At 70.8% G+C, this 21,763-nt stretch carries 22 protein-coding genes; 9 read left to right on the top strand and 13 right to left on the bottom strand.

Annotation, left to right across the window (positions count from 1 at the left end; all coding sequences use genetic code 11):
- Positions 1–40: 40 nt before the first annotated feature.
- Positions 41–466 carry a YciI family protein gene (locus JHE00_RS01955; RefSeq protein WP_200314111.1) on the bottom strand — a complete coding sequence of 142 codons (426 nt, stop codon included), beginning with the start codon at positions 464–466 and terminating at the stop codon, positions 41–43.
- Between the two features lie 135 nt (positions 467–601).
- Here JHE00_RS01955 and JHE00_RS01950 point away from each other — a divergent pair, with 135 nt between their 5' ends.
- Positions 602–1,696 carry a tyrosine-type recombinase/integrase gene (locus tag JHE00_RS01950; RefSeq protein ID WP_200314109.1) on the top strand — a complete coding sequence of 365 codons (1,095 nt, stop codon included), beginning with the start codon at positions 602–604 and terminating at the stop codon, positions 1,694–1,696.
- Between the two features lie 16 nt (positions 1,697–1,712).
- Here the strand turns inward: JHE00_RS01950 and JHE00_RS01945 are convergent, their stop codons facing one another.
- The gene (locus tag JHE00_RS01945; protein WP_200314107.1) at positions 1,713–1,886 is read right to left on the bottom strand and encodes a hypothetical protein; all 174 of its coding nucleotides are present in this window, start codon (positions 1,884–1,886) and stop codon (positions 1,713–1,715) included.
- 25 nt (positions 1,887–1,911) lie between these two features.
- On the opposite strand from JHE00_RS01945, the gene JHE00_RS01940 reads away from it, so the two are divergent.
- The gene (locus tag JHE00_RS01940) at positions 1,912–2,427 is read left to right on the top strand and encodes a CGNR zinc finger domain-containing protein (protein WP_200314105.1); all 516 of its coding nucleotides are present in this window, start codon (positions 1,912–1,914) and stop codon (positions 2,425–2,427) included.
- A gap of 34 nt (positions 2,428–2,461) precedes the next feature.
- The gene (locus JHE00_RS01935; RefSeq protein ID WP_200314103.1) at positions 2,462–3,232 is read left to right on the top strand and encodes an SGNH/GDSL hydrolase family protein; all 771 of its coding nucleotides are present in this window, start codon (positions 2,462–2,464) and stop codon (positions 3,230–3,232) included.
- Between the two features lie 78 nt (positions 3,233–3,310).
- On the opposite strand, the gene JHE00_RS01930 is transcribed toward JHE00_RS01935, so the two are convergent.
- The 4 genes from JHE00_RS01930 to JHE00_RS01915 form a co-directional block, all read right to left on the bottom strand.
- The gene (locus tag JHE00_RS01930; protein WP_200315759.1) at positions 3,311–4,666 is read right to left on the bottom strand and encodes an SPFH domain-containing protein; all 1,356 of its coding nucleotides are present in this window, start codon (positions 4,664–4,666) and stop codon (positions 3,311–3,313) included.
- Between the two features lie 124 nt (positions 4,667–4,790).
- Positions 4,791–5,222, bottom strand: a complete 432-nt coding sequence (locus JHE00_RS01925) for an NfeD family protein (protein WP_200314101.1) — start codon at positions 5,220–5,222, stop codon at positions 4,791–4,793.
- An 81-nt stretch (positions 5,223–5,303) separates the two neighbouring features.
- Positions 5,304–6,110 (bottom strand): DUF3097 domain-containing protein, encoded by an 807-nt coding sequence (locus tag JHE00_RS01920; RefSeq protein ID WP_200314099.1) that lies wholly within the window; start codon positions 6,108–6,110, stop codon positions 5,304–5,306.
- A gap of 49 nt (positions 6,111–6,159) precedes the next feature.
- Positions 6,160–6,903 (bottom strand): TetR/AcrR family transcriptional regulator, encoded by a 744-nt coding sequence (locus JHE00_RS01915; RefSeq protein ID WP_200314097.1) that lies wholly within the window; start codon positions 6,901–6,903, stop codon positions 6,160–6,162.
- Positions 6,904–6,999: 96 nt separating this feature from the next.
- Between JHE00_RS01915 and JHE00_RS01910 the strand changes: the two genes are divergently transcribed.
- Positions 7,000–7,821 carry an NAD(P)H-binding protein gene (locus JHE00_RS01910; protein ID WP_200314095.1) on the top strand — a complete coding sequence of 274 codons (822 nt, stop codon included), beginning with the start codon at positions 7,000–7,002 and terminating at the stop codon, positions 7,819–7,821.
- A gap of 10 nt (positions 7,822–7,831) precedes the next feature.
- Here JHE00_RS01910 and JHE00_RS01905 read toward each other — a convergent pair whose 3' ends face one another.
- Together JHE00_RS01905 and JHE00_RS01900 are read right to left on the bottom strand one after the other, a co-directional pair.
- The gene (locus JHE00_RS01905; protein ID WP_230422778.1) at positions 7,832–8,641 is read right to left on the bottom strand and encodes an SCO1664 family protein; all 810 of its coding nucleotides are present in this window, start codon (positions 8,639–8,641) and stop codon (positions 7,832–7,834) included.
- A gap of 7 nt (positions 8,642–8,648) precedes the next feature.
- A complete protein-coding gene (locus JHE00_RS01900; protein WP_200314093.1) occupies positions 8,649–9,230 on the bottom strand; it encodes a DUF3090 domain-containing protein in 582 nt (193 codons plus the stop codon).
- A gap of 74 nt (positions 9,231–9,304) precedes the next feature.
- Here JHE00_RS01900 and JHE00_RS01895 point away from each other — a divergent pair, with 74 nt between their 5' ends.
- The 3 genes from JHE00_RS01895 to JHE00_RS01885 are packed head-to-tail and all read left to right on the top strand — an operon-like array spanning position 9,305 to position 12,540.
- Complete coding sequence (locus tag JHE00_RS01895; protein WP_200314091.1) at positions 9,305–11,233, top strand: S9 family peptidase; 1,929 nt, start codon at positions 9,305–9,307, stop codon at positions 11,231–11,233.
- Complete coding sequence (locus tag JHE00_RS01890) at positions 11,230–12,120, top strand: S66 peptidase family protein (RefSeq protein ID WP_200314089.1); 891 nt, start codon at positions 11,230–11,232, stop codon at positions 12,118–12,120. The genes JHE00_RS01895 and JHE00_RS01890 overlap by 4 nt, the downstream gene beginning before the upstream one ends.
- 9 nt (positions 12,121–12,129) lie before the next feature.
- On the top strand, positions 12,130–12,540 hold the full coding sequence (locus JHE00_RS01885; protein WP_200314086.1) for a TIGR03668 family PPOX class F420-dependent oxidoreductase: 411 nt from the start codon (positions 12,130–12,132) through the stop codon (positions 12,538–12,540).
- Here the strand turns inward: JHE00_RS01885 and mptB are convergent.
- From mptB to JHE00_RS01860, 5 genes are read right to left on the bottom strand one after another with little or no spacing between them, the layout of a single operon-like run.
- Positions 12,506–14,098: a polyprenol phosphomannose-dependent alpha 1,6 mannosyltransferase MptB gene (mptB, locus tag JHE00_RS01880; RefSeq protein WP_200314084.1), complete on the bottom strand. Its 1,593-nt coding sequence runs from the start codon at positions 14,096–14,098 to the stop codon at positions 12,506–12,508. The genes JHE00_RS01885 and mptB overlap by 35 nt on opposite strands.
- 14 nt (positions 14,099–14,112) lie before the next feature.
- The gene (locus JHE00_RS01875) at positions 14,113–15,759 is read right to left on the bottom strand and encodes a dipeptide ABC transporter ATP-binding protein (protein WP_200314082.1); all 1,647 of its coding nucleotides are present in this window, start codon (positions 15,757–15,759) and stop codon (positions 14,113–14,115) included.
- Positions 15,756–16,640 (bottom strand): ABC transporter permease, encoded by an 885-nt coding sequence (locus JHE00_RS01870; RefSeq protein ID WP_200314080.1) that lies wholly within the window; start codon positions 16,638–16,640, stop codon positions 15,756–15,758. Before JHE00_RS01870 ends, JHE00_RS01875 begins: the two co-directional genes overlap by 4 nt.
- The gene (locus tag JHE00_RS01865) at positions 16,637–17,656 is read right to left on the bottom strand and encodes an ABC transporter permease (protein ID WP_200314078.1); all 1,020 of its coding nucleotides are present in this window, start codon (positions 17,654–17,656) and stop codon (positions 16,637–16,639) included. The genes JHE00_RS01870 and JHE00_RS01865 overlap by 4 nt, the downstream gene beginning before the upstream one ends.
- A gap of 6 nt (positions 17,657–17,662) precedes the next feature.
- The gene (locus JHE00_RS01860; RefSeq protein ID WP_372440369.1) at positions 17,663–19,441 is read right to left on the bottom strand and encodes an ABC transporter substrate-binding protein; all 1,779 of its coding nucleotides are present in this window, start codon (positions 19,439–19,441) and stop codon (positions 17,663–17,665) included.
- Positions 19,442–19,595: 154 nt separating this feature from the next.
- On the opposite strand from JHE00_RS01860, the gene JHE00_RS01855 reads away from it, so the two are divergent.
- Together JHE00_RS01855 and JHE00_RS01850 are read left to right on the top strand one after the other, a co-directional pair.
- Positions 19,596–20,423 (top strand): M55 family metallopeptidase, encoded by an 828-nt coding sequence (locus JHE00_RS01855; protein ID WP_200314074.1) that lies wholly within the window; start codon positions 19,596–19,598, stop codon positions 20,421–20,423.
- A gap of 9 nt (positions 20,424–20,432) precedes the next feature.
- A complete protein-coding gene (locus tag JHE00_RS01850; RefSeq protein ID WP_200314072.1) occupies positions 20,433–21,743 on the top strand; it encodes a M20/M25/M40 family metallo-hydrolase in 1,311 nt (436 codons plus the stop codon).
- Positions 21,744–21,763 lie beyond the last annotated feature (20 nt).

Raw genomic sequence — 21,763 nt, 5'->3', positions numbered from 1 at the left:
CAGCAGGACAGCTGCGTGACGGCAAGCGGTCCGGCGAACCTCAGGACTGCTGGCGCTCGGCGAGCTGTTCGCGCAGCTTGTCCTCGGCCTCCTTGATCTCCGGCGTGTAGCTCTCGCCGAAGTCCTCGGCCTCGGCGACCTTGCGGACCTCGACCTCACCCTCCTGGAACGGGATGCGGCGGGCCCACTCGATGGCCTCGTCCTTGGACTTGACGTCGATGATCCAGTAGCCGGCGACCAGTTCCTTGGTCTCGGTGAACGGCCCGTCCACGACGGTGGTCTGGTTCTTGCCGGTGAACTGGACGCGGGCACCCCTGGCGCTCTCCAGCAGGCCGTTGGCGTCGAGCAGCACGCCCGCCTTGACCAGTTCCTCGTTGTACTTGCCCATCTCGTTGAGATCCTGCTCGGAGGGAATCGCGCCGGTCTCGGACTCGGAGCTGGCCTTGACGATCATCATGAAACGCATGGTGTTCTCCCTGTAGTCGGCGGCCGGTTCCTCCCGGCCCGCACCCACGCGTCGAACGGACCCCCGTCGTTTCGACACGGTGGAGACATCTTTTCCGACTTTTTTCTCCGGCGACAGGGCACAATCGCCTACACCATGATCGACAGGCCCGAAGCCGGCGAGCTCGCCCTGCGCCAGGGGCACGCGGATAGCGTCACCGAGGCGGTGGAGCTGCTGCCCGCATTGCCTCCCGCCGACCCGTCCGACCGGTACGCGGTCCGGCACGTCACCGTGTTGTGGCTCAGCGTCGACAAGAGCGAGCACACGCGCCGCGCCTACTACGCCGACCTCGCGGCGTGGCTGTCGTGGTGCCACCGGACCGGGCTCGACCCGCTGCGGGCCCGCCGCGCCGACGTGGACGCGTGGAAGACGTCGCTCACGGTCACCGGCCGCGACGGTGTCGCCCGGCCCGCCGCTCCGTCGACGGTGGCCCGCACCCTGGCCGGCGTGTCGAGCTGGTATCGCTACCTGCAGTCCAACGACGTCACCGACACCAACCCCATCGGCGCCGTGACCAGGCCCAAGCGCGCGAAGGTGTCCCCGAGGTCCGCGCTCGACGAGCGCTCCACCGCCACGCTGCTCGACCACGTGGAGACCCGCGCGCTACGGCTGGACACCGAGGCGGCCTGGCGCGACGCCGCGCTCGTCGCGCTGCTCTTCTACACCGGGCTGCGGGTCTCCGGCATCACCACGGCCACGGTCGACGACCTCGACACCGACTCCGGGCACACGATCCTGCGCTACACCGGCAAGGGCGGACAGCGTGACTTCGTGCCGGTCGTCGCGCCCGCGCTGCGCCCGCTCGCGCGCTACCTCAACCGGCGGGCCGACCGCCACGGTGTCGCCGCCGAGAGGCTGAGCGGCCCGCTGCTGGCCACCACGCCGCATCCGCACGACCCGGCCAAACCAGGCGGGAAGGCGTTGCGGCAGCGCGACGTATGGCAGGCGCTGCGCCGCTTCGCCGACGCCGCCGGACTGCCCGCGGCGACGACGATCTCGCCGCACACCGCGCGGCGCACCACCGGCACGCTGCTGCTCTCACACGATGTCGCCGTGCAGAAGGTGCAGGACCTGCTGGGCCACGCCGACATCCGCACCACGCGGGACCGCTACGACGCGCACCGCCACAAGCTCGACAGCTCCCCCGCCCACACCCTCGCGCAGATCCTGGCCGAGCACCGCAGGGCGTGAGCGGTCACGGCGGTGCTCACGACCGGGCGCGCGTCGCGCCGAGCAGTTCGCCGTTGAGTACGAGCAGCCAGCTGCCGCAGACACAGCGCCGGTAGCTCACCTGTCCTCGCGACATCGCGTGCGTGGACGCGGCGGGAGCGGGCAGTTCAGCGAGGGGCCACCCGCAGCGCGGGCACCGTTGGTCGATCATGCCGCCATCGTGATGTAATGACTTAATGGAGTTCAACCCTTACGGCGGCACCGCGGCCCGGGTCGCCGCCGTGGTCGTCAACGCGATCCGCGAATCGGCCGACGACCTGGTCGAGCGGCTCCAGGCCGAGGACATGCGGCTCACCTCGCTCACCGCGGAGCAGCACGGCGCGGTGGCCGGCTGGGCGGCGAGGCTGGGCGAGGTGTTCGCCGAGCCCGACACCGGCAGGCGCGTGGACCTGGTGAACACCCTGCTCGCCGACTCCGCCTGCCGCCCCCACATCTCCCGGCACGACGCCAAACAGCCCCACATCCACTACGCGAGCGAGGACGACGACTGGGTGCGCCGCATCCAGGCCTACACCGCGGGCGGCATCGCGCACCTGCTCTGCGACGACCCCGCACGCATGGGTGTGTGCGGCCGCGAGGGCTGCGAGGTCGTCTACGTGGACACCTCCCGCAACGGCCGCCGCCGCTTCTGCTCGACGCGCTGCGCGACCAGGGTCCACGTGGCCCAGCACCGCGAACGACAGCGCGTGTGACAGACCACAGCGGGCGCGTGGCTACAGTCGAGGGATGATCGACCGGTTCGTGGTGCTCGGCGACTCGTTCAGCGAAGGCGTCGGTGACGACGACCCGGCCTACCCCAACGGGGTGCGAGGCTGGGCCGACCGCGTCGCCGAACAGCTCGCCCGCCACCACCCCGCCCTGGCCTACGCCAACCTGGCGATCAGGGGCAGGCTGCTGCTCCAGGTACTGGACGAGCAGCTCGACCCCGCACTCGAGCTGAAGCCCGATCTGGTCACGCTGTACGCGGGCGGCAACGACCTGATGCGCCCGAAGATCGACATCGACGCGCTCGCCGAACGCTACGACGCCGCCGTGGGCGCGCTGGCCGCGACCGGCGCCACCGTCGTGCTGTTCACCGGCGTCGACGGCGTCGAGGACCCACTGTTCCGGCGGATGCGCGGGCGCACCGCGATCTACAACGAGCACGTGCGGCTCATCGCCGCCCGCCACGGCACACTGCTGGTGGACATGTGGGCCATGCGGCGGCTGCGCGACCGGCGGCTCTGGTCGGCCGACCGCATCCACCTCAACGTCCACGGCCACACGCTCATCGCCGGTGCGCTGCTCGACGCACTCGGGGTCGAGCACACAGTGGAATCGGCCGACCTCGGCCCCCGCGCCGTGCTCAGCGCCCGCGAACAACGGACGCAGAACCTGCACTGGGCCCGCGAGCACGCCCTGCCGTGGGTGCGCAGGCGGCTGCGGGGCGAGTCCTCGGGAGACACGGTCGCGCCCAAGCGCCCCGACCTGACGCCCGTCGTCACCCGGGAGCTGTGAGCGCCGACGCTTCCCCCTGACAACAACGAAAGGGCGCCCCCGCGATCGTCGCGGGGGCGCCCTTCTGGTTGTGCTCGGCTACTGCTGCCGCGGCGGACCGCCATAGGGCGGGTTCTGCGGCGGGAACTGCTGTCCACCACCCTGCTGCGGCGGCGGGTTGAACGGACCCGGCTGCTGCGGAGGGCTCTGCTGCATTCCGGCGCCGAACGGGCCACCCGAAGGCGGCGTCGGCGGGTTGGACTGCGGCGGCGCCGGGGGTGCCGGCGGTGCCGGGGGCGGAGGCGGCGGGGTCGGCGGCAGCTGCTGTTGCTGCGGCGGCTCCGGCTCGGCCCGCTCCGGCTCGGCGGGCTTGGGCGTGCCACCCAGCGACGACAGCGCCGACGGACGCGACGGCGTGCTCAACGGCCCGCCGACCTCCTGGCGCGCAACGGCTTCCGCCTCGCGCACCGCTTCGGCCACCTTCGGGTCGGTGGAGGTGTCGAACCAGCTCGACACCTCGTCGTCGTCGAGCGACGGCATCGGAGTGGGCTCTTCCTTCGGCGGCTCGTAGCGGAACACGCCGTCGTCGCCCGGAGCGCCGAGCGACCGCGCGAAGCCCTCGAGGGCCTTGCCGTAGTCGCTGGGCACGAGCCACACCTTGTTCGCGTCGCCCTGCGCCATCTGCGGCAGGGTCTGCAGGTACTGGTAGGCCAGCACCTCCGGAGTCGGCTTGCCCGCCTTGATCGCGGCGAACACCTTCTCGATCGCCTTCGCCTGGCCCTGCGCCTGCAGATACCGGGCGGCCCGCTCACCCTGAGCGCGCAGGATCCGCGACTGTCGTTCCGCCTCCGCGGCGAGAATCGCCGCCTGCTTGGAACCCTCGGCCGCGAGGATCTGGCTCTGCTTCTGACCTTCCGCCGTCTTGATCGCGGACTCCCGCTGACCCTCGGCGGTGAGGATCATGGCGCGCTTCTCCCGATCGGCGCGCATCTGCTTCTCCATCGAGTCCTGAATGGAGGGCGGCGGGTCGATCGCCTTCAGCTCGACCCGCGCGACGCGGATGCCCCAGCGGCCGGTGGCCTCGTCGAGCACACCGCGCAGCTGCTGGTTGATCTGGTCACGCGAGGTCAGCGTGTCCTCGAGGCTCATGCCACCGACCACGTTGCGCAGCGTCGTCGTGGTCAACTGCTCCACACCGACGATGTAGTTCGAGATCTCGTAGACCGCGGCACGGGAGTCGGTGACCTGGAAGTACACCACCGTGTCGATCGAGACCGTCAGGTTGTCCTGCGTGATGACCGGCTGCGGCGGGAACGAGACGACCTGCTCGCGCAGATCGACCCTGGCGCGCACCTTGTCCAGGAACGGCACCAGGAAGTTCAGACCGGGCGAGGCGACGGTCTTGAACCGGCCCAGGCGCTCGATCACCGCCGATTGCGCTTGTGGCACCACCATCAACGCCTTCGCGACCGTGACGATCACGAACAGCGCGAGGATGGCGACAACGATTATCGCTGCCGTCGACAAAACGTACTTCCCTTCATCTTCCTACTGATTTCCGCGCTGGCGCCGACGGCCATCACGGTTCTGCCGACACGACGGCGGTCGCCCCGGCGATCTCCACCACGGTGACCGTGGTGTCCGGAGCGATCACGGTCCCCTCGGCGATGCTGCGAGCGGACCACACGTCACCGGCCAGCTTCACCTGACCACCACGAGAATCCACAGTAGACATCGTCACCGCCTGCGCCCCCACGAGCGCGTCGGCGTTGGTCTTGACCCCCGGACCGGACAGGAACCGGCGCTTCAACGCGGGTCTGGCGAGCACCAGCAGGCCGATCGAGGCCACCGCGAACACGATGACGTCGACGATCGCGTTGCCCGTCAATGCCGCCGAGCCCGCGCCGACCAGAGCGCCGAGACCGAGCATGAGGAGAACGAAATCGCCGGAAAGCACCTCCGCCACGATCAGCCCGACTCCGACAATGAGCCAGATAAGTGCCGCTGTCATGCAGACATGCTCCCAGATCGTCACCAATTCCACCGAGAAGATCACGGGAAGTGATCTACGCGTGACCTTGGCGTAGAATGCTTACTCGCCCGGGTCGGTCACGAAGTCGATCAAGCGTTCGACCGCGCCGATCAGCGGCGTCTCGAGGTCGCGGAAACTGCGCACTCCCGCCAGTACCCGCTGCCAGCCCTCGTAGGGCTCACCCCAGCCCAGTGCCGAGCAGACGCCAACCTTCCACTCCACGCCCTTCGGCACCGACGGCCACGCGCGGATGCCGACGGACGCGGGCTTCACCGCCTCCCACACATCGACGTAGGGATGACCGGTGATCAGCACGTTCTCGTCCTCGATCGCCGAGACCAGGCGTGACTCCTTGCTGCCCGGCACGAGGTGGTCCACGAGCACGCCGAGCCTGCGCCCGGGGCCGGTGCCGAACTCGGCGACCCGCTCGGCGAGGACGTCCACGCCGTCCAGCGGCTCCACGACGACGCCTTCCACGCGCAGGTCGTGACCCCACACGCGTTCGACGAGCTCGGCGTCGTGCTTTCCCTCCACCCAGATCCGCGAGTCGCGCGCCACCCTCGCCTTGAGTCCCTCGACGCGCACGGAGCCGGACGCGGACGCGGTGCGGGCGGGAGCGGCGGCCGGGCGCGCGGGCACGAGCGTCACCGGCTTGCCCTCGAGCAGGAACGCCGCGGGACCGAGCGGGAAGACCCGGTGGTTGCCATGACGGTCCTCGAGCACCGCGTTGCCGTACTCGAGCTTCACCAGCGCCCCGCAGAAGCCGCTCACCGGGTCCTCGAGCACGAGTCCGGGATCGGCGGGAACCTCGGGGACCTTCCGCTTGCGCGGCCCGCTCAGGATGTCGTCGTAAGAATGGGAGCGCACGGGGCAGAACCTAGCGGCAGGCGGGGCCGGGCCGCGCCCCGCCACGCCGTCAGCCCAGCGTCCGGATGCGGCCCTCAATACCGTCGAGGATCCGCTGCAGCCCGTACTCGAAGCTGTCGATGTCGCTCGTGAACGCGCCCGCGTCGTGCACCCGCCGCACCGCGGGAAACCGGTCGCCGGTCAGGTGCGTTTCGAGCATCGGGCCGTGCTCGGCCCACCACTGGTCCTCGCTGACGCCTGTGCTCGCCTCCCGCTGACGGAAATCGACGGAGCGGCGGGCCATGCCGCGGATGTAGGTGTCGATCACGTCGGCGTTGGCCACGATCTCGTCCTCGGGCAGACCGGTGTCGGCGAGCGAGCGCAGCGCCGAGTCGAAGCGGCGCATCGTGTTCGGTCCGAGCGGATGGCGGCCGGAGGCGTGCAGCATCCACTCGTGCCGGTGGTAGAAGGACCAGTCCTCGCGAGCCCACGACTCGGTCTTGGCCCGCCACGACCCCGCCACCGTGTGGGGCAGCACGCCCTCGCCGTCAACGGTGTCGAGCATGAGGCTCACCAGTTCGGCCTTGGCCGGCACGTAGGTGTAGAGCGACATCGTGCCGACACCGAGCCGGTCGGCGACCTTGCGCATCGAGAGCCCGGCAAGCCCGTCGGCGTCGGCGATCTCGATGGCCGCCGTCACGATGCGGTCGACGTCGAGCGCCGGCTTCGGTCCCCGCGTGGCGGCGCCGTCTGTGCGCCACAGCAGCCGCATGGTCCGGGTGAGGTCGCGCGGCCCCTCGTTGTCCTGCGTCATCGCGACCATCCTAGAACTACGTGCGCTGTACGGAGTCGACAGAGTAGGCTGGGCTCCTCAATCCCGTACGCCGTACTGAGTTAGGAGCCTGCCCAGATGACGATCCTGGTGACCGGAGCGACCGGGAACATCGGCCGCATGGTGGTCGACGAGCTGTCCGGCCGCGGGCTCAAGGTCCGTGCGCTCACCACCAACCCCGCCAAGGCCGCGCTGCCCGACGACGTCGAAGTGTTCCGCGGCTACGTCGGCAAGCCGGAGACGATGACCGCCGCGCTGGAGGGAGTCGAGAAGCTCTACCTGCCGCCCATCGACACCGTCGACACCATCGCCGACATGGCCAAGAAAGCCGGTGTGCGCCACGTCGTCGCGCTGACCTCGATCCTCGCGGCCGACGGCAACGACGACGAGTACTCGCTGTCGTTCGTCGCCATCGAACGAGCCCTGCGCGACTCGGGCCTGGACTGGACCTTCCTGCGCCCTGGCGCGTTCATGGAGAACACCACGAACTGGGTCGAGAGTGTCCGGACCGAGAGCATGGTGCGGGCGCCGTTCCCCCAGTCCTCCGACACGGCCACCGCCATGTCCGACATCGCCGCCCTGGCGGCCGTGGCCCTCAGCGAAGCGGGCCACGAGAACCAGATCTACAAGCTCAGCGGCCCCGAGCAGACCACGATCCCCGGCCAGGTGCGCGCGCTCGCCGAGGCGCTCGGACGCGACCTCCGCTACGTCGAGCAGACCAAGGACGAGGCCAAACAGGAGTTCCTCGGCGGCGGCGTCGACGACGAGACCGCCGAGTGGTTGCTGGCCGGAGGCCCGGACCTGCGGGTGCCGGTCGAGCACGACTTCGAGCGCGCCACCGGACGGCCGCCGATCACCTACGCGGAGTGGGCCCGGCGCAACGCCGACCTGTTCCGCTGACGACGGGAGCTCAGAACAGCGGCCAGGGAATGGCCCGCCAGTCGTCGCCCGGCGCGGGGAACACCGCCTCCTCCAGGAGCGTGTCCGTGCGCCGGGCGACCGCGGCGATCTCGGCGCGGGTGAGGTGTTCCCCCAGGGTCTGTCCCAGGTCGTGGTCCAGTGCCCAGCGCAGCTTGTGCAGCCGGTCCACCGAGGCCGCCGGCAGCGGCTCGCCCACCCAGCCCCACAACACGGTGCGCAGCTTCGGGTCGGTGTGCAGGCAGATGCCGTGGTCGACGCCGTAGACCCGGTCGCCCGCGCCGGGCAGGACGTGCCCGCCCTTGCGGTCGGTGTTGTTCACGACGATGTCGAGCAGCGCCAGATCCCGGATGCCGGGATGGTCGGCGTGCGCGAGCACGGCGGGCTCACCCAGCCGGTCGTGCGCGTGCAGCACCACCAGCCACCCGTCGGGCAGGTCCTCGGGCGCGCAGACGTCGACGAGCTCGTCCTCGGTGGTCTCGATCCACAGCTGGACCATGCCCTGGCCGAAGGGGCCGTCACGCAGCACCGTGGGCGGTACGGACGCCAGGCCCGCGGCGTCGGCGACCAGGTACGTCGCGACCTCGCGGCCCGCGAGCGTGCCGTCGGGGAAGTCCCAGAGCGGCCGCTCCCCGGACACCGGCTTGTACACCGCGTTGCCGCTGACTCCGTCGAGCTCGATGGTGCAGTACAAGGTGACGTTGGAGGCGTCGACGAGCCTGCCCTCGACCTCGAGCGTGCCGTGGGCGATCAGTTCCCTGGCCGCGGGATCGGCCGGGTCCACGTGTTCTGCCGCTGCCAACTCGGTGTCAGCTTTCGTCGTCGGTGAGTTCCGAATCCCGACGATAGCCGTTCTGCCGGGGACAGATGTGTCCCGCGGGGTCGAGGGGTTCGCCACACAACGGGCACGGCTTGCGGCCCGCGTTGACGACCCGGTCCGCGCGCGAGGCGAACGCGCGGGCAGCGGCGGGGCTGAGGAACACCCGCACCGCGTCGGGTCCCTCCTCGGTGTCGTCGAGCACCACCGTCTCGTCGACCTCGCCCTCGGTGATGGCGAGCAGTTCGATGACGACGGCCTTGCTCTCGGCGTCCCAGCCGAGACCCATCGTGCCGACCCGGAACTCCTCCTCGACGGGAACGTCGAGCGGTTCGGTGTCGAGCAGGTCGTCCGGCACCTCCTCGGGCACGTCGGCGCCGAAGCGGCTGGCGATCTCCTCGAGCAGGGAGCCGAGTCGCTCGGCGAGCACGGCCACCTGTTGTTTCTCGATGGTCACGCTGATCGTGCGGGTGGTTTCCGACGCCTGCAGGAAGAACGTGCGGTCGCCGGGTTCCCCGACGGTTCCCGCGACGAAGCGGTCGGGTTGACGGAAGACGTGTATGACGCGAGCCATGGCACTTACGACCCTAAGCCAACTTCCAAGATCAGGCTCGTCCGGGGCGAGCACTTGTCACCTAGGGTGGCCTCATGCCGCACACAGCGCCGTTCGGTACGTGGTCCTCGCCCATCCAGGCCCGCGACGTCGCCCGCGCCGGCGTCGTCCCGCAGTGGCTCGACGTCGTCGACGGCGCGGTGTGGTGGGCCGAGGCGCGCCCCGCGGAGGGTGGCCGGGTCGCGCTGGTCAGACGGGTCGGCGACACCGTCGAGGAGGTCCTGCCCGCGCCGTGGAACGCCCGCAACCGGGTGCACGAGTACGGCGGCAGGCCGTGGTTGGTGGTGGGCACCGCGCTCGTGTTCACGCACTGGGACGACCAGCGCGTCTACGCCCGCGACCTCGACTCGGGTGAGGTGAGACCCCTCACTACGGCGCCGCGCGAACACCACGGCGTCCGCTACGGCGATCTCCGGCCCGGTCGCGACGGCGAGGTGTGGGCCGTGCGCGAGGCCGTGACCGGCGCGCGGCGCACCGACGTCGCCCGCGATCTCGTGGCCATCTCCCTCGCCGGCGGCGAGCCGCGCACGCTGGCGGCGACCCACCACTTCCTGACCGCGCCGCAGCTCTCCCCCGACGGGCGGCACGCCGCGTGGCTCGGCTGGGAACACCCGGCGATGCCGTGGGACGGCACCGAACTGTGCGTGGCCGAGCTGGCCGAGGACGGCACGTTCGGCGCCCACCGCGTGCTCGCGGGCGGGCCGAAGACATCGGTGTGCCAGCTGGACTGGGAGGACGCCGGCACGCTGCTGGCGCTGCTCGACCCCGACGGCTGGTGGAACCTCCACCGCGTCACTCTCGACGGTTCGCTCACCAACCTCGCTCCCGCCGAGGCGGAGCTGGGCGGCGCGTTGTGGAAGCTCGGCGCCCGCTGGACGATCCCGCTGGGCGAGGGCAGGCACGCCGTGCTCGACTCGGGCAGGCTCGCGGTGCTCGACGAGCAGAGTGCCACGCTGACCCCGGTGGCGCCCGAGCTCACCGAGTGGGCCACCTCGCCCGCCGCACTCGACGGCGGCGTCGTCGGCATCGCCGCGGGCCCCCGGCGCGATCTCGCCGTCGTCCACGTCGATCTCGGCTCGGGCGCGATCACGGAGCTGACCGCACAACCCGAGCTACCCTCCGCCGGATATCTGCCGGTTCCGGAGGAACGCACCTTCCACACAGCCGACGGGGAGCCGATCCCCGCCTACGTCTACCCGCCCGCGAACCCGCAGTTCGCAGGGCCTGAGGGCGAGCGCCCGCCCTACGTCGTGCACGCCCACGGCGGGCCCACCGGCCGCAACTACCCCGTGCTCGCCCTGGACTTCGCGTTCTTCACCAGTCGTGGCATCGGGGTGGTGGCCGTGAACTACGGCGGCTCCACCGGCTACGGCAGGCGGTTCCGGGAGCGGCTGCGGGAGAGCTGGGGCCTGGTCGACGTCGGCGACTGCGCCGCCGTGGCCGAGGCGCTGGTGGCCGAGGGCACCGCCGACGGCGAGCGGATCGCGATCCGTGGAGGCAGTGCGGGCGGGTTCACGTCGGCGGCGTCGATGACGACGGTGCGCACCTATCACGCCGCGACGGTCAAGTTCCCGATCCTGGACCTGCAGCCGTGGACCGGAGAGGGCGGCGAGACCCACGACTTCGAGTCCCGCTACCTCGATGGGCTCATCGGCCCGCTGCCCGAGACCGCGCAGCGCTACCTGGACCGCTCCCCCATCAACAACATCGGCGCGCTCGCGGGCCCGGTGCTGTTGCTGCAGGGACTCGAGGACGAGATCTGCCCACCCGAGCAGGCCGACCGCTTCGTCGCGTCACTGCGTGGCAGCGGCATCCCGCACGCGCACCTGACGTTCGAGGGCGAGCAGCACGGCTTCCGCAAGGCGGACACGATCGTCACGGCACTGGAGTCCGAGCTGGCGTTCTACGGCCAGGTGTTCGGCTTCACCACGCCCGGGGTGGCGGCGCTGGACCTGCTGCGGTGAGGCCCGCGCTACGGCCGGGTGACACCGTCGCGCTCGTCGCGCCGGCCGGGCCGGTGCCCGCGGAGCTGCTCGACGCCGGAGTCTCCGTTCTCGAGTCCTGGGGCCTGAACGTGCGCTGCCTGCCGGTCGTGCGGGAGCGGCACCCGGAGTTCGGCTATCTGGCGGGCCCCGACGCCCGGCGCGCGGCCGACTTCCAGGAGGCGTGGCTGGATCCCGGTGTCGCCGCGGTGATCGCCGCGCGCGGCGGCTACGGCTGCCAGCGGATGCTCGACCTGCTCGACTGGCCGGCGTTGCGCGAGGCGGAGCCGACGGTGTTCGCGGGATCGAGCGACACGACGGCGCTGCACGACGCGATCGCGACGCACCTCGGCCTGCCCACGCTGTTCAGCCCGATGCCGGCCACGGTCCATTTCGATCCCGTCGGCGCCGAGCACCTGCGGGCGAGCTTGTTCGAGCCCGAGACGGTCCGGGTGCTGCGCGGCCCCGCGGCGGCGACGCTGGCCGGCGGGCGCGCGCGAGGCACGACCGTCGGCGGCAACCTCAGCCTGCTCGCCTCGAGTATCGGGACTCCCGAATACCGCCCGGCGCGGGACGCGATCGCGTTGCTGGAGGACGTCGGCGAGGAGGTCTACCGGCTCGACCGGATGCTCACGCAGCTGCTGCGGGCGGGCTGGTTCTCCGGGGTGCGCGGGATCGCGCTGGGTTCGTGGGCGGGCTGCGCGCCCGAGGACGGGCTGCTCGAACTGGTGTGGGAACGGCTGGGCCCGCTGGGCGTGCCGATGGTGGCGGAGCTGGGATTCGGCCATCACCGCGGCGCGCTGACGGTGCCGCTGGGTGTGCCCGCCGAACTCGACGCCGACGCGGCCGAACTGGTCGTCCGTGCCTAGCCTGGGCTGATGCGGTTGGACGAGCGGGAGGCGCGCCGCCGGTTCGCCGGCGCGCGGGTGGCACGGTTGGCGACGGTCGGTGCCGACGGGACGCCGCACCTGGTGCCGGTGACCTTCGCGGTGGCCGGAGGCACGGTGGCGTTCGTGATCGACGCCAAGCCCAAGTCGACGACCGACCTGCGACGGCTGCGCAACATCGCCGCCAACCCGAACGTCTCGTTCCTGGTCGATCACTACGACGACGACTGGACCCGGCTCTGGTGGGTGCGGGCCGACGGCGCCGCCGCGACCGTGCCCGCCGAGGGCCGGCTGTACGACCTGCTGCGCGAGAAGTATCCGCAGTACGTGGACACACCCCCTGAGGGGCCGCTGGTCCGGACCGAGGTCAGTGCTTGGCGGGGGTGGTCCGCTCGTCGCTGACCGGCTCGGGCTCGACCTGCTCGTCGGGCTGGCGCCGCCAGGCCGCGATGAGGCCGAGTGGGTCGGGCTTGAGCAGCGACGCGGCGCCGTAGAGGCTGGCGGCGATGACGAGCGCGATGAACCACCAGTCGTAGAGGCTCTGCTCGCCCGTCGGGTAGTACACCAGCACGAGCACCATCGAGACGCCCACCATGGCGGCCAGGTGCAGCTTGCGCCACGGGAACGCCGAGAGGATGACGAAGCCCCAGGTGAGGTACCAGGGCAGCGTCGGCGGTGCGAGGATCGCGACGGCCAGCAGCGACAGCGCCATCCGGAAGATCGCGTCGCGGCCACCGTGCCGCGAGAGCCACCACTGCCGCACGAGGAACGCGGCCAGGCCGACCCAGGCGATCGCCCTGGCCACCGTCACGAAGGGTGACGCCTGCACGTCCACGACGAGGTTCACGAGCGCGTAGAAGATCTCGCCGACACCGGTCGGGAAGTTGAGCCAGTTGGCGATGATCTGCGGCGCCTGCAGCCCGGTGACCCAGCCGAGGTTGAACGAGCCGAGCGACACCCAGGTGCCCAGCACGAACACGGCGGCGAAGGCCGCGACCGAAGGCACCACCGCGCGCACGAAGCGTTTGAACAGGCTCTCGGTGTCGGGCAGGTGGTTGGCCCACACCCACACCAGGAACGGCAACGCGATGGCGGCGGTCGGTTTGATCAGCATCCCGACCGTCACGAGCACGACCGCGAGCAGATGTCTGCGTTCCAGCGCTGCGAGCACACCGATGGTGAGGAACCCGAGCATCAGCAGGTCGTTGTGCGGACCGCCGACCAGGTGGATCACCATCATCGGGCTGGCCACCGCGAGCCACATCGTCACCGGGAGCCTGCCGCCGAGGTGCTTGACCAGCCTCGGCAGCGCCCACAGCATCCCGGCCAGTCCCGCGAGCAGCACGACCCTGGTGAGGATGACGCCGAGGATCATGTTGTTGCCGGTGATCCCCACGATCCACTGCGCGATGAGCAGGAACAGTGGCCCGTACGGCGCGGGGGTGGTCTGCCACAGCGGGTGCACGTTCTGCACCACGTCGGGCAGCGTGTCGAGCGCGGCAGGTCCGTAGGCGTAGGGGTCCAGGCCGTGCAGCAGCTGCGCGCCCTGGCCGAGGTAGGAGAACACGTCGCGGGTGAACAGTGGTGCCGCCACGAGCAGTGGCGCCATCCAGCACAGCGCCGCCACGAGCACGGGCCTGGTGCCGATGCGGCCTGCGATCGCGTACCGGCCGAGCCGGACCCACGCCCAGACCACCAGACCGAAGCCCGCGTACAACAACGCCGTCGACAGCGCCCTGCCGTGGCCGTACCGGATCCACGAGAGTGGACCGGTACCGATGAAGGGATCGCGCACCAGGACACCGGCGGCGCCGAACGACGCGACGAGCACCAAAAGGCTTCCGACGACGCCCATCGCGATGGTCCGGAACGGAAATCGTGAGGGCTCACGAACATCGGCCAGTGCCGACAATGCGGCTGGCCGGTCAGCGTCGGGTTCAGGGTCGGTGGTGGTCGCCATATCGGGCTTCGAGGTTACACACCGCGTTCGAAAGCACTCGCCGTACCCATCGGGAGTGCGGCGAGCAAGGACTTCGTGTACTCGTGCCGGGGCTCGAGCAACACCTGTTCCACGGAACCGACCTCGACGAGCTGTCCGCGGTACATCACGGCGACGCGGTCGGCGATGTTCCACGCTAGCCCGAGATCGTGTGTGATGACGAGGGCCGCGAGGCCGAGTTCACGCCGCAATCGCAGCAGCAGCCCCAGAATCTCGCCGCGGACCGAGGCATCGAGAGACGCCACTGGCTCGTCGGCGACCAGGACGCTGGGCCGGAGTGCGAGGGCACCCGCGATCACCACGCGCTGGCGTTGCCCGCCGGAGAGCTCGTGCGGCAGCCGGGCGAGGTAAGTCTCGGCAGGGCGCAGCTCCGCGGACTCCAGCGCCTCCAGCACCAGCTCCCGTTCGTCGCCAGGAAGGCCGTGGATGCGCGGCCCTTCGGCCACCGCCTCGTACACGGTGTGGCGGGGGTTGAGCGCGCTCGCCGGGTCCTGCAGCACGAGCTGGACCTGCCGCCGGTACTCCTTGAGTCCCGCGGACGACGTGGGCACGAGACTGCCGTCGTAGAGCACTGAACCGCCGGTCGGGCGTTGCAAGCCGAGCAGGGTGCGCGCGAGCGTGGTCTTGCCGGAGCCGGACTGCCCGACCAGCGCCACGATCTCGTCGCGGCGGACGTCGAGGTCCACACCGGCCACCGCGGGCACGGCCCTGCCGTCGCGGTCGCGGAACGTGACCCGCAGGTCGCGCGCGGCGAGCAGCCCGGGGGCGTCGGCGTCGGGCTCCTCCCTGGCGGGTTCGGGAGGCAGCGGGTTCGCGGTGGCCGGCGCGAAGCGGGAGACCGGATCGCCGACGGTCGGGAACGCCGCCGCGAGCGCGCGCGTGTGCTCGTGCCGCGGCCTGCCCATCACCTCGGAACCAGGTCCCTGTTCCACGATCTCGCCGCGGTACATGACGGCGATGCGGGCGCACGTCGCCGCGAGCACGGACAGGTCGTGGGTGATCATCACCAGCCCGATGCCGCGTTCGGCGACGAGGCCGCTCAGCAGAGTCAGCACCTGTGCCTGCACCACGACGTCGAGTGCGGTGGTCGGTTCGTCGGCCAGGATCAGGCCCGGTTCGCACGCGAGCGCCATCGCGATCATCACGCGCTGCTTCTGCCCGCCGGAGAGCTCGTGCGGGTATGACCGTGCCTTGGCGGGCGGCAGATCCACCTGCTCCAGCAGTTCGGCCACCCGCGCCGCGACCTTGGGCTCGGCGAGCGAGGTGTGCAGCCGGATCGGCTCGGCGATCTGCTCGCCGACCTTGCGGACGGGGTTGAGCGCGTGCATCGCGCCCTGGAAGACCACCGACGCCGACGACCAGCGCACCGCGCGCAGCCTGCCCCAGCGCATGCCGGTGACGTCCTCGCCGTCGAGCAGGATCTCGCCGCTGACGCGTGCGGTCCTGGGCAGCAGCCGGAGCACACTGAGCGCGACGGTGGACTTGCCGGAACCGGACTCCCCCGCGATGCCGAGTGTCTCGCCGGGTTCCAGGGTCAGGTTCACGTCGCGGACGGCTCTGACCTCCCCGTCGCCGGTCGCGTAGGTGACGCCGAGGTCGCGCAGCTCGAGCAGAGGACTCATCTTCCCGCCTTCAGACGCGGGTTGAGCACCGTTTCCAGTGCACGCCCGACGAGCGTGAACGACAGCACGATCACGACGATCGCGAGGCCGGGAGGCAGCAGGTACCACCAGGCTCCGGCGGTGACCGAGCCGGAGGACAGCGCCGTCTGCAGCATCGAGCCCCACGACACCACGGTGGGGTCGCCGAGGCCGAGAAAAGACAGCGTGGACTCGGCGATGATGGAGCTGCCGACGACGAGGGTGGTGTTGGCCAGCACCAGTGGCAGCACCGCGGGCAGGACGTGTTTGCCGATGATGTGGCCGTGCCCGCCGCCGAGCGCGGTGGCGCGTTCGATGTAGGGCCTGCTCTCGATCGTCAGTGTCTGCGCGCGCACCAGCCGCGCGGTGGCGGGCCATGACGTGACGCCCACGGCGAGCACGATCGTCCAGATGCCCTTGGTGAGCACGCTGGACAGCGCGATCGCGAGCACCAGCGACGGCAGCACCAGGAAGAAGTCGGTGATCCGCAGCAGCACGGCCGAGGGCCAGCCTCGGAAGTGGGCGGCGACGATACCCACGAGCGTGCCGATGAACACCGACAGGATCGTGGCCGCGAACCCGACCAGCAGCGAGACCCTGGCACCCCAGAACGTCAGCAGCAGCACCGAGCGCCCGTCGACGTCAGTGCCCAGCCAGTACTCGCCGCTGGGTGGTTCCAGCGGTGAACCGGTGGCGGTGATGACGTCGAGCCCGCCCTCGTCGGTGATCAGCGGAGCGAGCACGGCCAGCACCACGATCGCCACGAGCACGCCGAGCCCGATCAATCCGCCCCGGTTGGTGCGGAACTCCCGCCACAGTTGTCCCGCGGCGGTACGCCGCCGCTGCCACGCCGGTGAGGTCATGAGGCACGCACCCGGGGGTCGAGCACGCGGTACAGCAGTTCGGCGAGCAGGTTCATCACGATCACCGATCCCGCGAGCACCAGGAAGACTCCTTGCAGCAGCGGGAGATCGGGCCCCCGCAGCGCCTCGTAGGTGAGCAGGCCGAGGCCGGGCCACGAGAACACGGCCTCGACCGTGATGGTGCCGGAGACGACCATGCCGAACTGCAGGAACACCAGCGTCACCGCCGGCAGCAGCGCGTTGGGCACAGCGTGGCGGCGGCGTACCAGGTCGTCGCGCAGCCCCTTGGCCCTGGCGGTGGTGAGGTACTCCGAGCCCATCTCCTCCAGCAGCGACGAACGCATCACGAGCATGTACTGCGCGTAGATCACCGCCAGCAGGGTCACGCACGGCAGCGTCAGGTGCCAGGCGACGTCGAGGCTCTGCGCGACGAAACCCTCGGGGACGTCGGGTGAGCGCATGCCCCGGCTCGGGAACAGACCCTGTGTGGCGATGAGCAGCAGCAGGCCGAGCCAGAACTGCGGCACCGACCAGAGGGTCAGCGCGACGCCGGTCTGCACGCGGTCGAACGCGCTGTCGCGCTTCCACGCGGCGCGGATGCCGAGCCACATGCCCAGTAGGACGGCGAGCACGGTCGCCGTGCCGACGAGCAGCAGCGTCGGGCCCAGCCGCTCGCCGATCATGTCGGCCACCGGACGGCTGTACATGTAGGACGTACCGAGGTCGCCCTGGAACAGCCCGCCGAAGTAGTCCAGGAACTGTTGCCACATGGGCTTGTCCACGCCGAGCCGTTCCCGCAGCAGCGCGAGCTGCTCGGGGCTGGTCGGCCGGTCGCGCGTCATGGTGGCCACCGGGTCGCCCGGGATCATGCGGAACAGCAGGAACCCGAGCACCACGACGAGCACCAGGCTGGCCAGCGCGCCGCCGACCTTGCCCGCGACGAACCGGGGCGTGGAGGTCCCGGCCCTGCGCTCGTCAAGGTCGGCGGCGAGGTGACCGTCGGTCGTGCTGGTCAACGCGCGCTACTCCCGGTCGTCCGCTGCCGACCGGCGCCGGGCCAGTGCCGTGCCGCCGCCGACGAGCACCAGCAGCGCGCCCGCGCCGATGGCCACCCAGGTGCCCGCGGACACGCCGCCGCCGTCGTCTCCGGCGCCGCCCTCCACGGGCCTGGCGCCGTAGAAGCCCCAGTAGCCGGTCTGCTCCATGATCTGGCCCTCGCCCTCGGGCTGGCGCTGGAGTCCGGTGAAGCGGTCGGAGCGGTAGGCCTCCAGGACGTTGTCGTAGTCCAGGACCAGGCTCGGCACCTGTTCGTAGTAGCGGGCCTGCGCCTGCTTGACGAACTCCGCGCGGGTGGCCGGGTCGAGGGCGGCGGCCTGCTTGGCGTAGAGCTCGTCGTAGGTCTCGTCGCAGAAGAAGGCGTTGCTACTGCTGCTGCCGGAGGTCGCGGGCAGGCTCGCGCAGGTCTGCTTGCCGAGGATGTAGTCGGGGTCGGGGTTGGTGCCCCAGCCCGAGAGGGCGAGGTCGTAGTTGCCGGACGAGGTGGTCTCGTCCACCTCGTTGTCCGACACCAGGTTCTTGGTGACCTTGATGCCGATGTCGCCGAGCCAGCCGGCGAGGTAGTCGCTGGCGCGCAGCCCGTAGTCCTCGCTGGAGCGTGCGGTGAGGCGGAACTCGAGCTTGCGGCCGTCGGCGCCGGCACGCACTCCGTCGGGGCCCTTGCGGTAGCCGGCCTCGTCGAGCGCGCGGTTGGCGGCGGCGGGGTCGAACGTGAACTTGTCCTCGTCGGAGGGCATGTAGTGGAAGTCCTCGTAGATCGGCGGGACGAGCCCGCCGGGCAGCTCGCCGTAACCGCCGAGCACCTTGTCCACGAGCACCTGCGGGTCGATCGCCTGCGCGATGGCGCGGCGCACCTCGACGTCGCGCAGCGCGGGGTGGCCGTCGCCGATCGGCTGGCCCTCGATGTTGGTGGCGCCCGGGTTCATCAGCAGCTCGCGGTAGCGGCGGCCCGAGGCCTGGTTGGTCTCGATGCCGTCCTCGCCCTCGAGGCTGTCGAACTGGGCCTGGGTGAGGCGGTTGACGAAGTCGACCTCGCCGTTCTTGAGCGCGGCCACGGCGGCGTCGGCGTTCTCGAACTTGACGAACTGCAGCTCGTCGATCTGGGGAGCGCCGCGCCAGTAGTCGGGGTTGGCCTCGAGCGTGACGATCTCGTTGGGCCGGTACTCGGAGATCACGAACGGCCCGCTGCCGACGCCGACGAGGTCGAGCTCGTCGGTCTCGGGGGCCGCCATGTCGGTGACGTCGGACCAGAGGTGCTCGGGCACGATGGGGATGTCCAGCGCCGTCATGCTGGCCTGCGGCGCCTTGGTCTTGATCACGAGCGTGCGCTCGTCGGGCGCGGTGACCTTCTCGAAGTTCTCCACGTAGCTGCCGTTGGCCTCGGCGGCCTTCGGGTCGCTCATGATCCGGTTGAAGGTGAACGCCGCGTCCTCGGCGGTGACGGGCTCACCGTCGGACCAGGTCATGCCCTCGCGGATGGTGAAGGTCCACGTGAGTTTGTCGTCCGAGGCCTGCCAGTCCTCGGCGACTCCCCCGGTCGGTGTGGCGTCCTCGGCGGAGGGCAGTGTCAGGAACTCCCACGCGAAGCGGCCGATCATCGCGCTGGAGGAGAAGCTCGCCGTGAACGGGTTCAGGTGGTCGATCTCCTGGATCAGCGCGACCCGCAGCACCGTCTCGGACTGTGCCTGCGCGGGTTGCGTCACCGGCCCGGCGATCAGGAGCGGAACCGCGAGCACGACGAGCACGGCTCTGGCTCGCCGGAGACGATGGAAACCCACTGTGCACCCCTTGTCGCTGTCTGGAGATCCCGAAGCCGAAAAGTAACCACTTCACGGTTTGCGATGTCAACGATTCGCTGGTTCGAATGCCAAGCCGTGACCAAGGCAGTAGGTTTGCCGCATGCGGATCATGGTCTCTGCCGACATGGAGGGCGCCACCGGAGTCACGTGGACCGACGACGTGGTGCCGGGAACGGAGCAGTGGCAACGCTTCCGGCGCATGTTCACCGGCGACGTGAACGCCACGATCGCTGGTCTGCACCACGGCGGCGCGGGCGGTGTGCTGGTCAACGAGGCGCATTCGTCGCAGCGCAACCTGCTGCTGGAGGACCTCGACCCCAGGGCGCGGATGCTCACCGGGCGGCACAAGCCGCTGTCGATGATGGAGGGCATCGACTCCGGCATCGACGGCGTCGTGTTCCTCGGCTACCACGCGGGGGCCGGGTGCGACGGCGTCCTGTCGCACACATATCTGCCCAACCAGATCACGGGTGTGTGGCTCGACGGGGTGCCCGCGAGCGAGGGCAGGCTCAATTCCGCACTGGCCGCCGAGTACGGCGTGCCGGTGCTCGTGGTCACCGGCGACGACAAGACCGTGGAGGACGCGCGCGGGTACGCGCCCGACGCCGCGCTCGTGGCGGTGAAGGAGTGCGTGAGCCGCTACGCCGCGATCTGCAGCCCGCCGTCGGTCACCGCGGCGCTGCTCACCGAGGCGGCCGAGGCGGGGATGCGGCACGCGGGCCGGGTCGAGCCGGTCGTGAGCGCCCATCGGATCGAGGTCGAGTTCGACGCGAGCCACTTGGCGCAGGCGACGGCCGTGATCCCCACGGTGGAGCAGACGGGCGTGCGCACGGTCGGGTTCGACGCCGCGACGATGACCGACGCCATGCAGGCGTTCAAGGTGGTCACGGCGATCGCCGACGGTGCGGTCCAGGGCAAGTACGGCTGAGGTGGGCACGTGAGCGACTCCAGAGATGTGGTGGACCTCTGCGCGAGGCTGATCCGCTTCGACACCACCAACCGCGGCAACGGCGACTCCGAGGGCGAGCGCGAGGCAGCCGAGTTCGTGGCCGGGGTACTCGAGGGAGCCGGTGTCGAGGCGCGGATCCTCGAGTCCGCGCCGCGCAGGGCCAACGTCGTCGCGCGCGTGCCGGGTGAGGACCCGTCGCTGCCCGCGCTGCTCGTGCAGGGCCACCTCGACGTCGTGCCTGCCGACGCATCCGACTGGACCGTCGACCCGTTCTCCGCGGAGTTGCGCGACGGCTGTCTGTGGGGCCGGGGCGCGGTGGACATGAAGGACTTCTGCGCGATGGTGCTGTCGGTGGTGAGCGACCTCGCCGCCACGGGCAGGCGCCCGCGCCGCGATCTGGTGCTCGCCTTCGTCGCCGACGAGGAGGACCAGGGTGCCTACGGGGCGCACTGGCTCACGGACCGGCATCCCGAGCTCTTCGAGGGCTGCACGGCCGCGATCAGCGAGTCGGGCGGCTACACCTATCACGTGCGCGCCGCCGACGGCCGTCCCGTGCGCCTCTACCCCGTCGGCACCGCCGAGCGGGGCACGGCGCACCTGCGCCTCACCGCGCGGGGCCGCGCCGGTCACGGCTCCCGCCGCAATGACGAGAACGCGGTGGTGCGCCTGGTCGACACGCTGCACGCACTCGCGGCCCACCGCTGGCCGGTGGTGCTGACCCCTGCGGTGCGGGCGTTTCTGCAGCGCACCGGCGAGGAGCTGGGCGTGGAGGTGGACCTCGACGACGTCGACGGCACCCTCGCGCGGCTCGGCGCCGCGGCACCGCTGGCCGAGTCGACGGTCCGCAACAGCACCACGCCGACGATGCTGCAGGCCGGCTACAAGGTGAACGTGATCCCCGGCGACGCCACCGGTCTCGTGGACACCCGCGTGCTGCCGGGCACCGAACAGGCGCTGCTGGAGCAGGTCGACGCGTTGCTCGGCCCGGGTGTGGAGCGTGAGTTCGTGACGTACCAGCCCGCGGTGCAGGCTCCGGTCGACTCGCCGTGGTTCGACGCGATGGCCGGGGCGCTGCGAGCCGAGGACCCCGAGGCCGTGGTGGTGCCCTACTGCATGGGCGGCGGTACCGACGCGAAGGCCTTCGCCCCATTGGGTATCGACTGCTTCGGCTTCGCGCCGCTGTGGCTGCCCGAGGGTTTCCCGTACCGGGCGCTGGCCCACGGTGTGGACGAGCGCGTTCCCGTGGAGGGGCTGCGATTCGGCGCGCGCGTGCTGGATCGCCTCCTCGTGTCGAGCTGAGCGGGACGCCTCCCGGCGAC

Origin of the sequence: Prauserella cavernicola, assembly GCF_016595675.1 — a bacterium.
GTDB classification, from domain to species: Bacteria; Actinomycetota; Actinomycetes; order Mycobacteriales; family Pseudonocardiaceae; genus Prauserella_A; species Prauserella_A cavernicola.
This window is presented reverse-complemented; position numbering and strand designations above follow the sequence as displayed.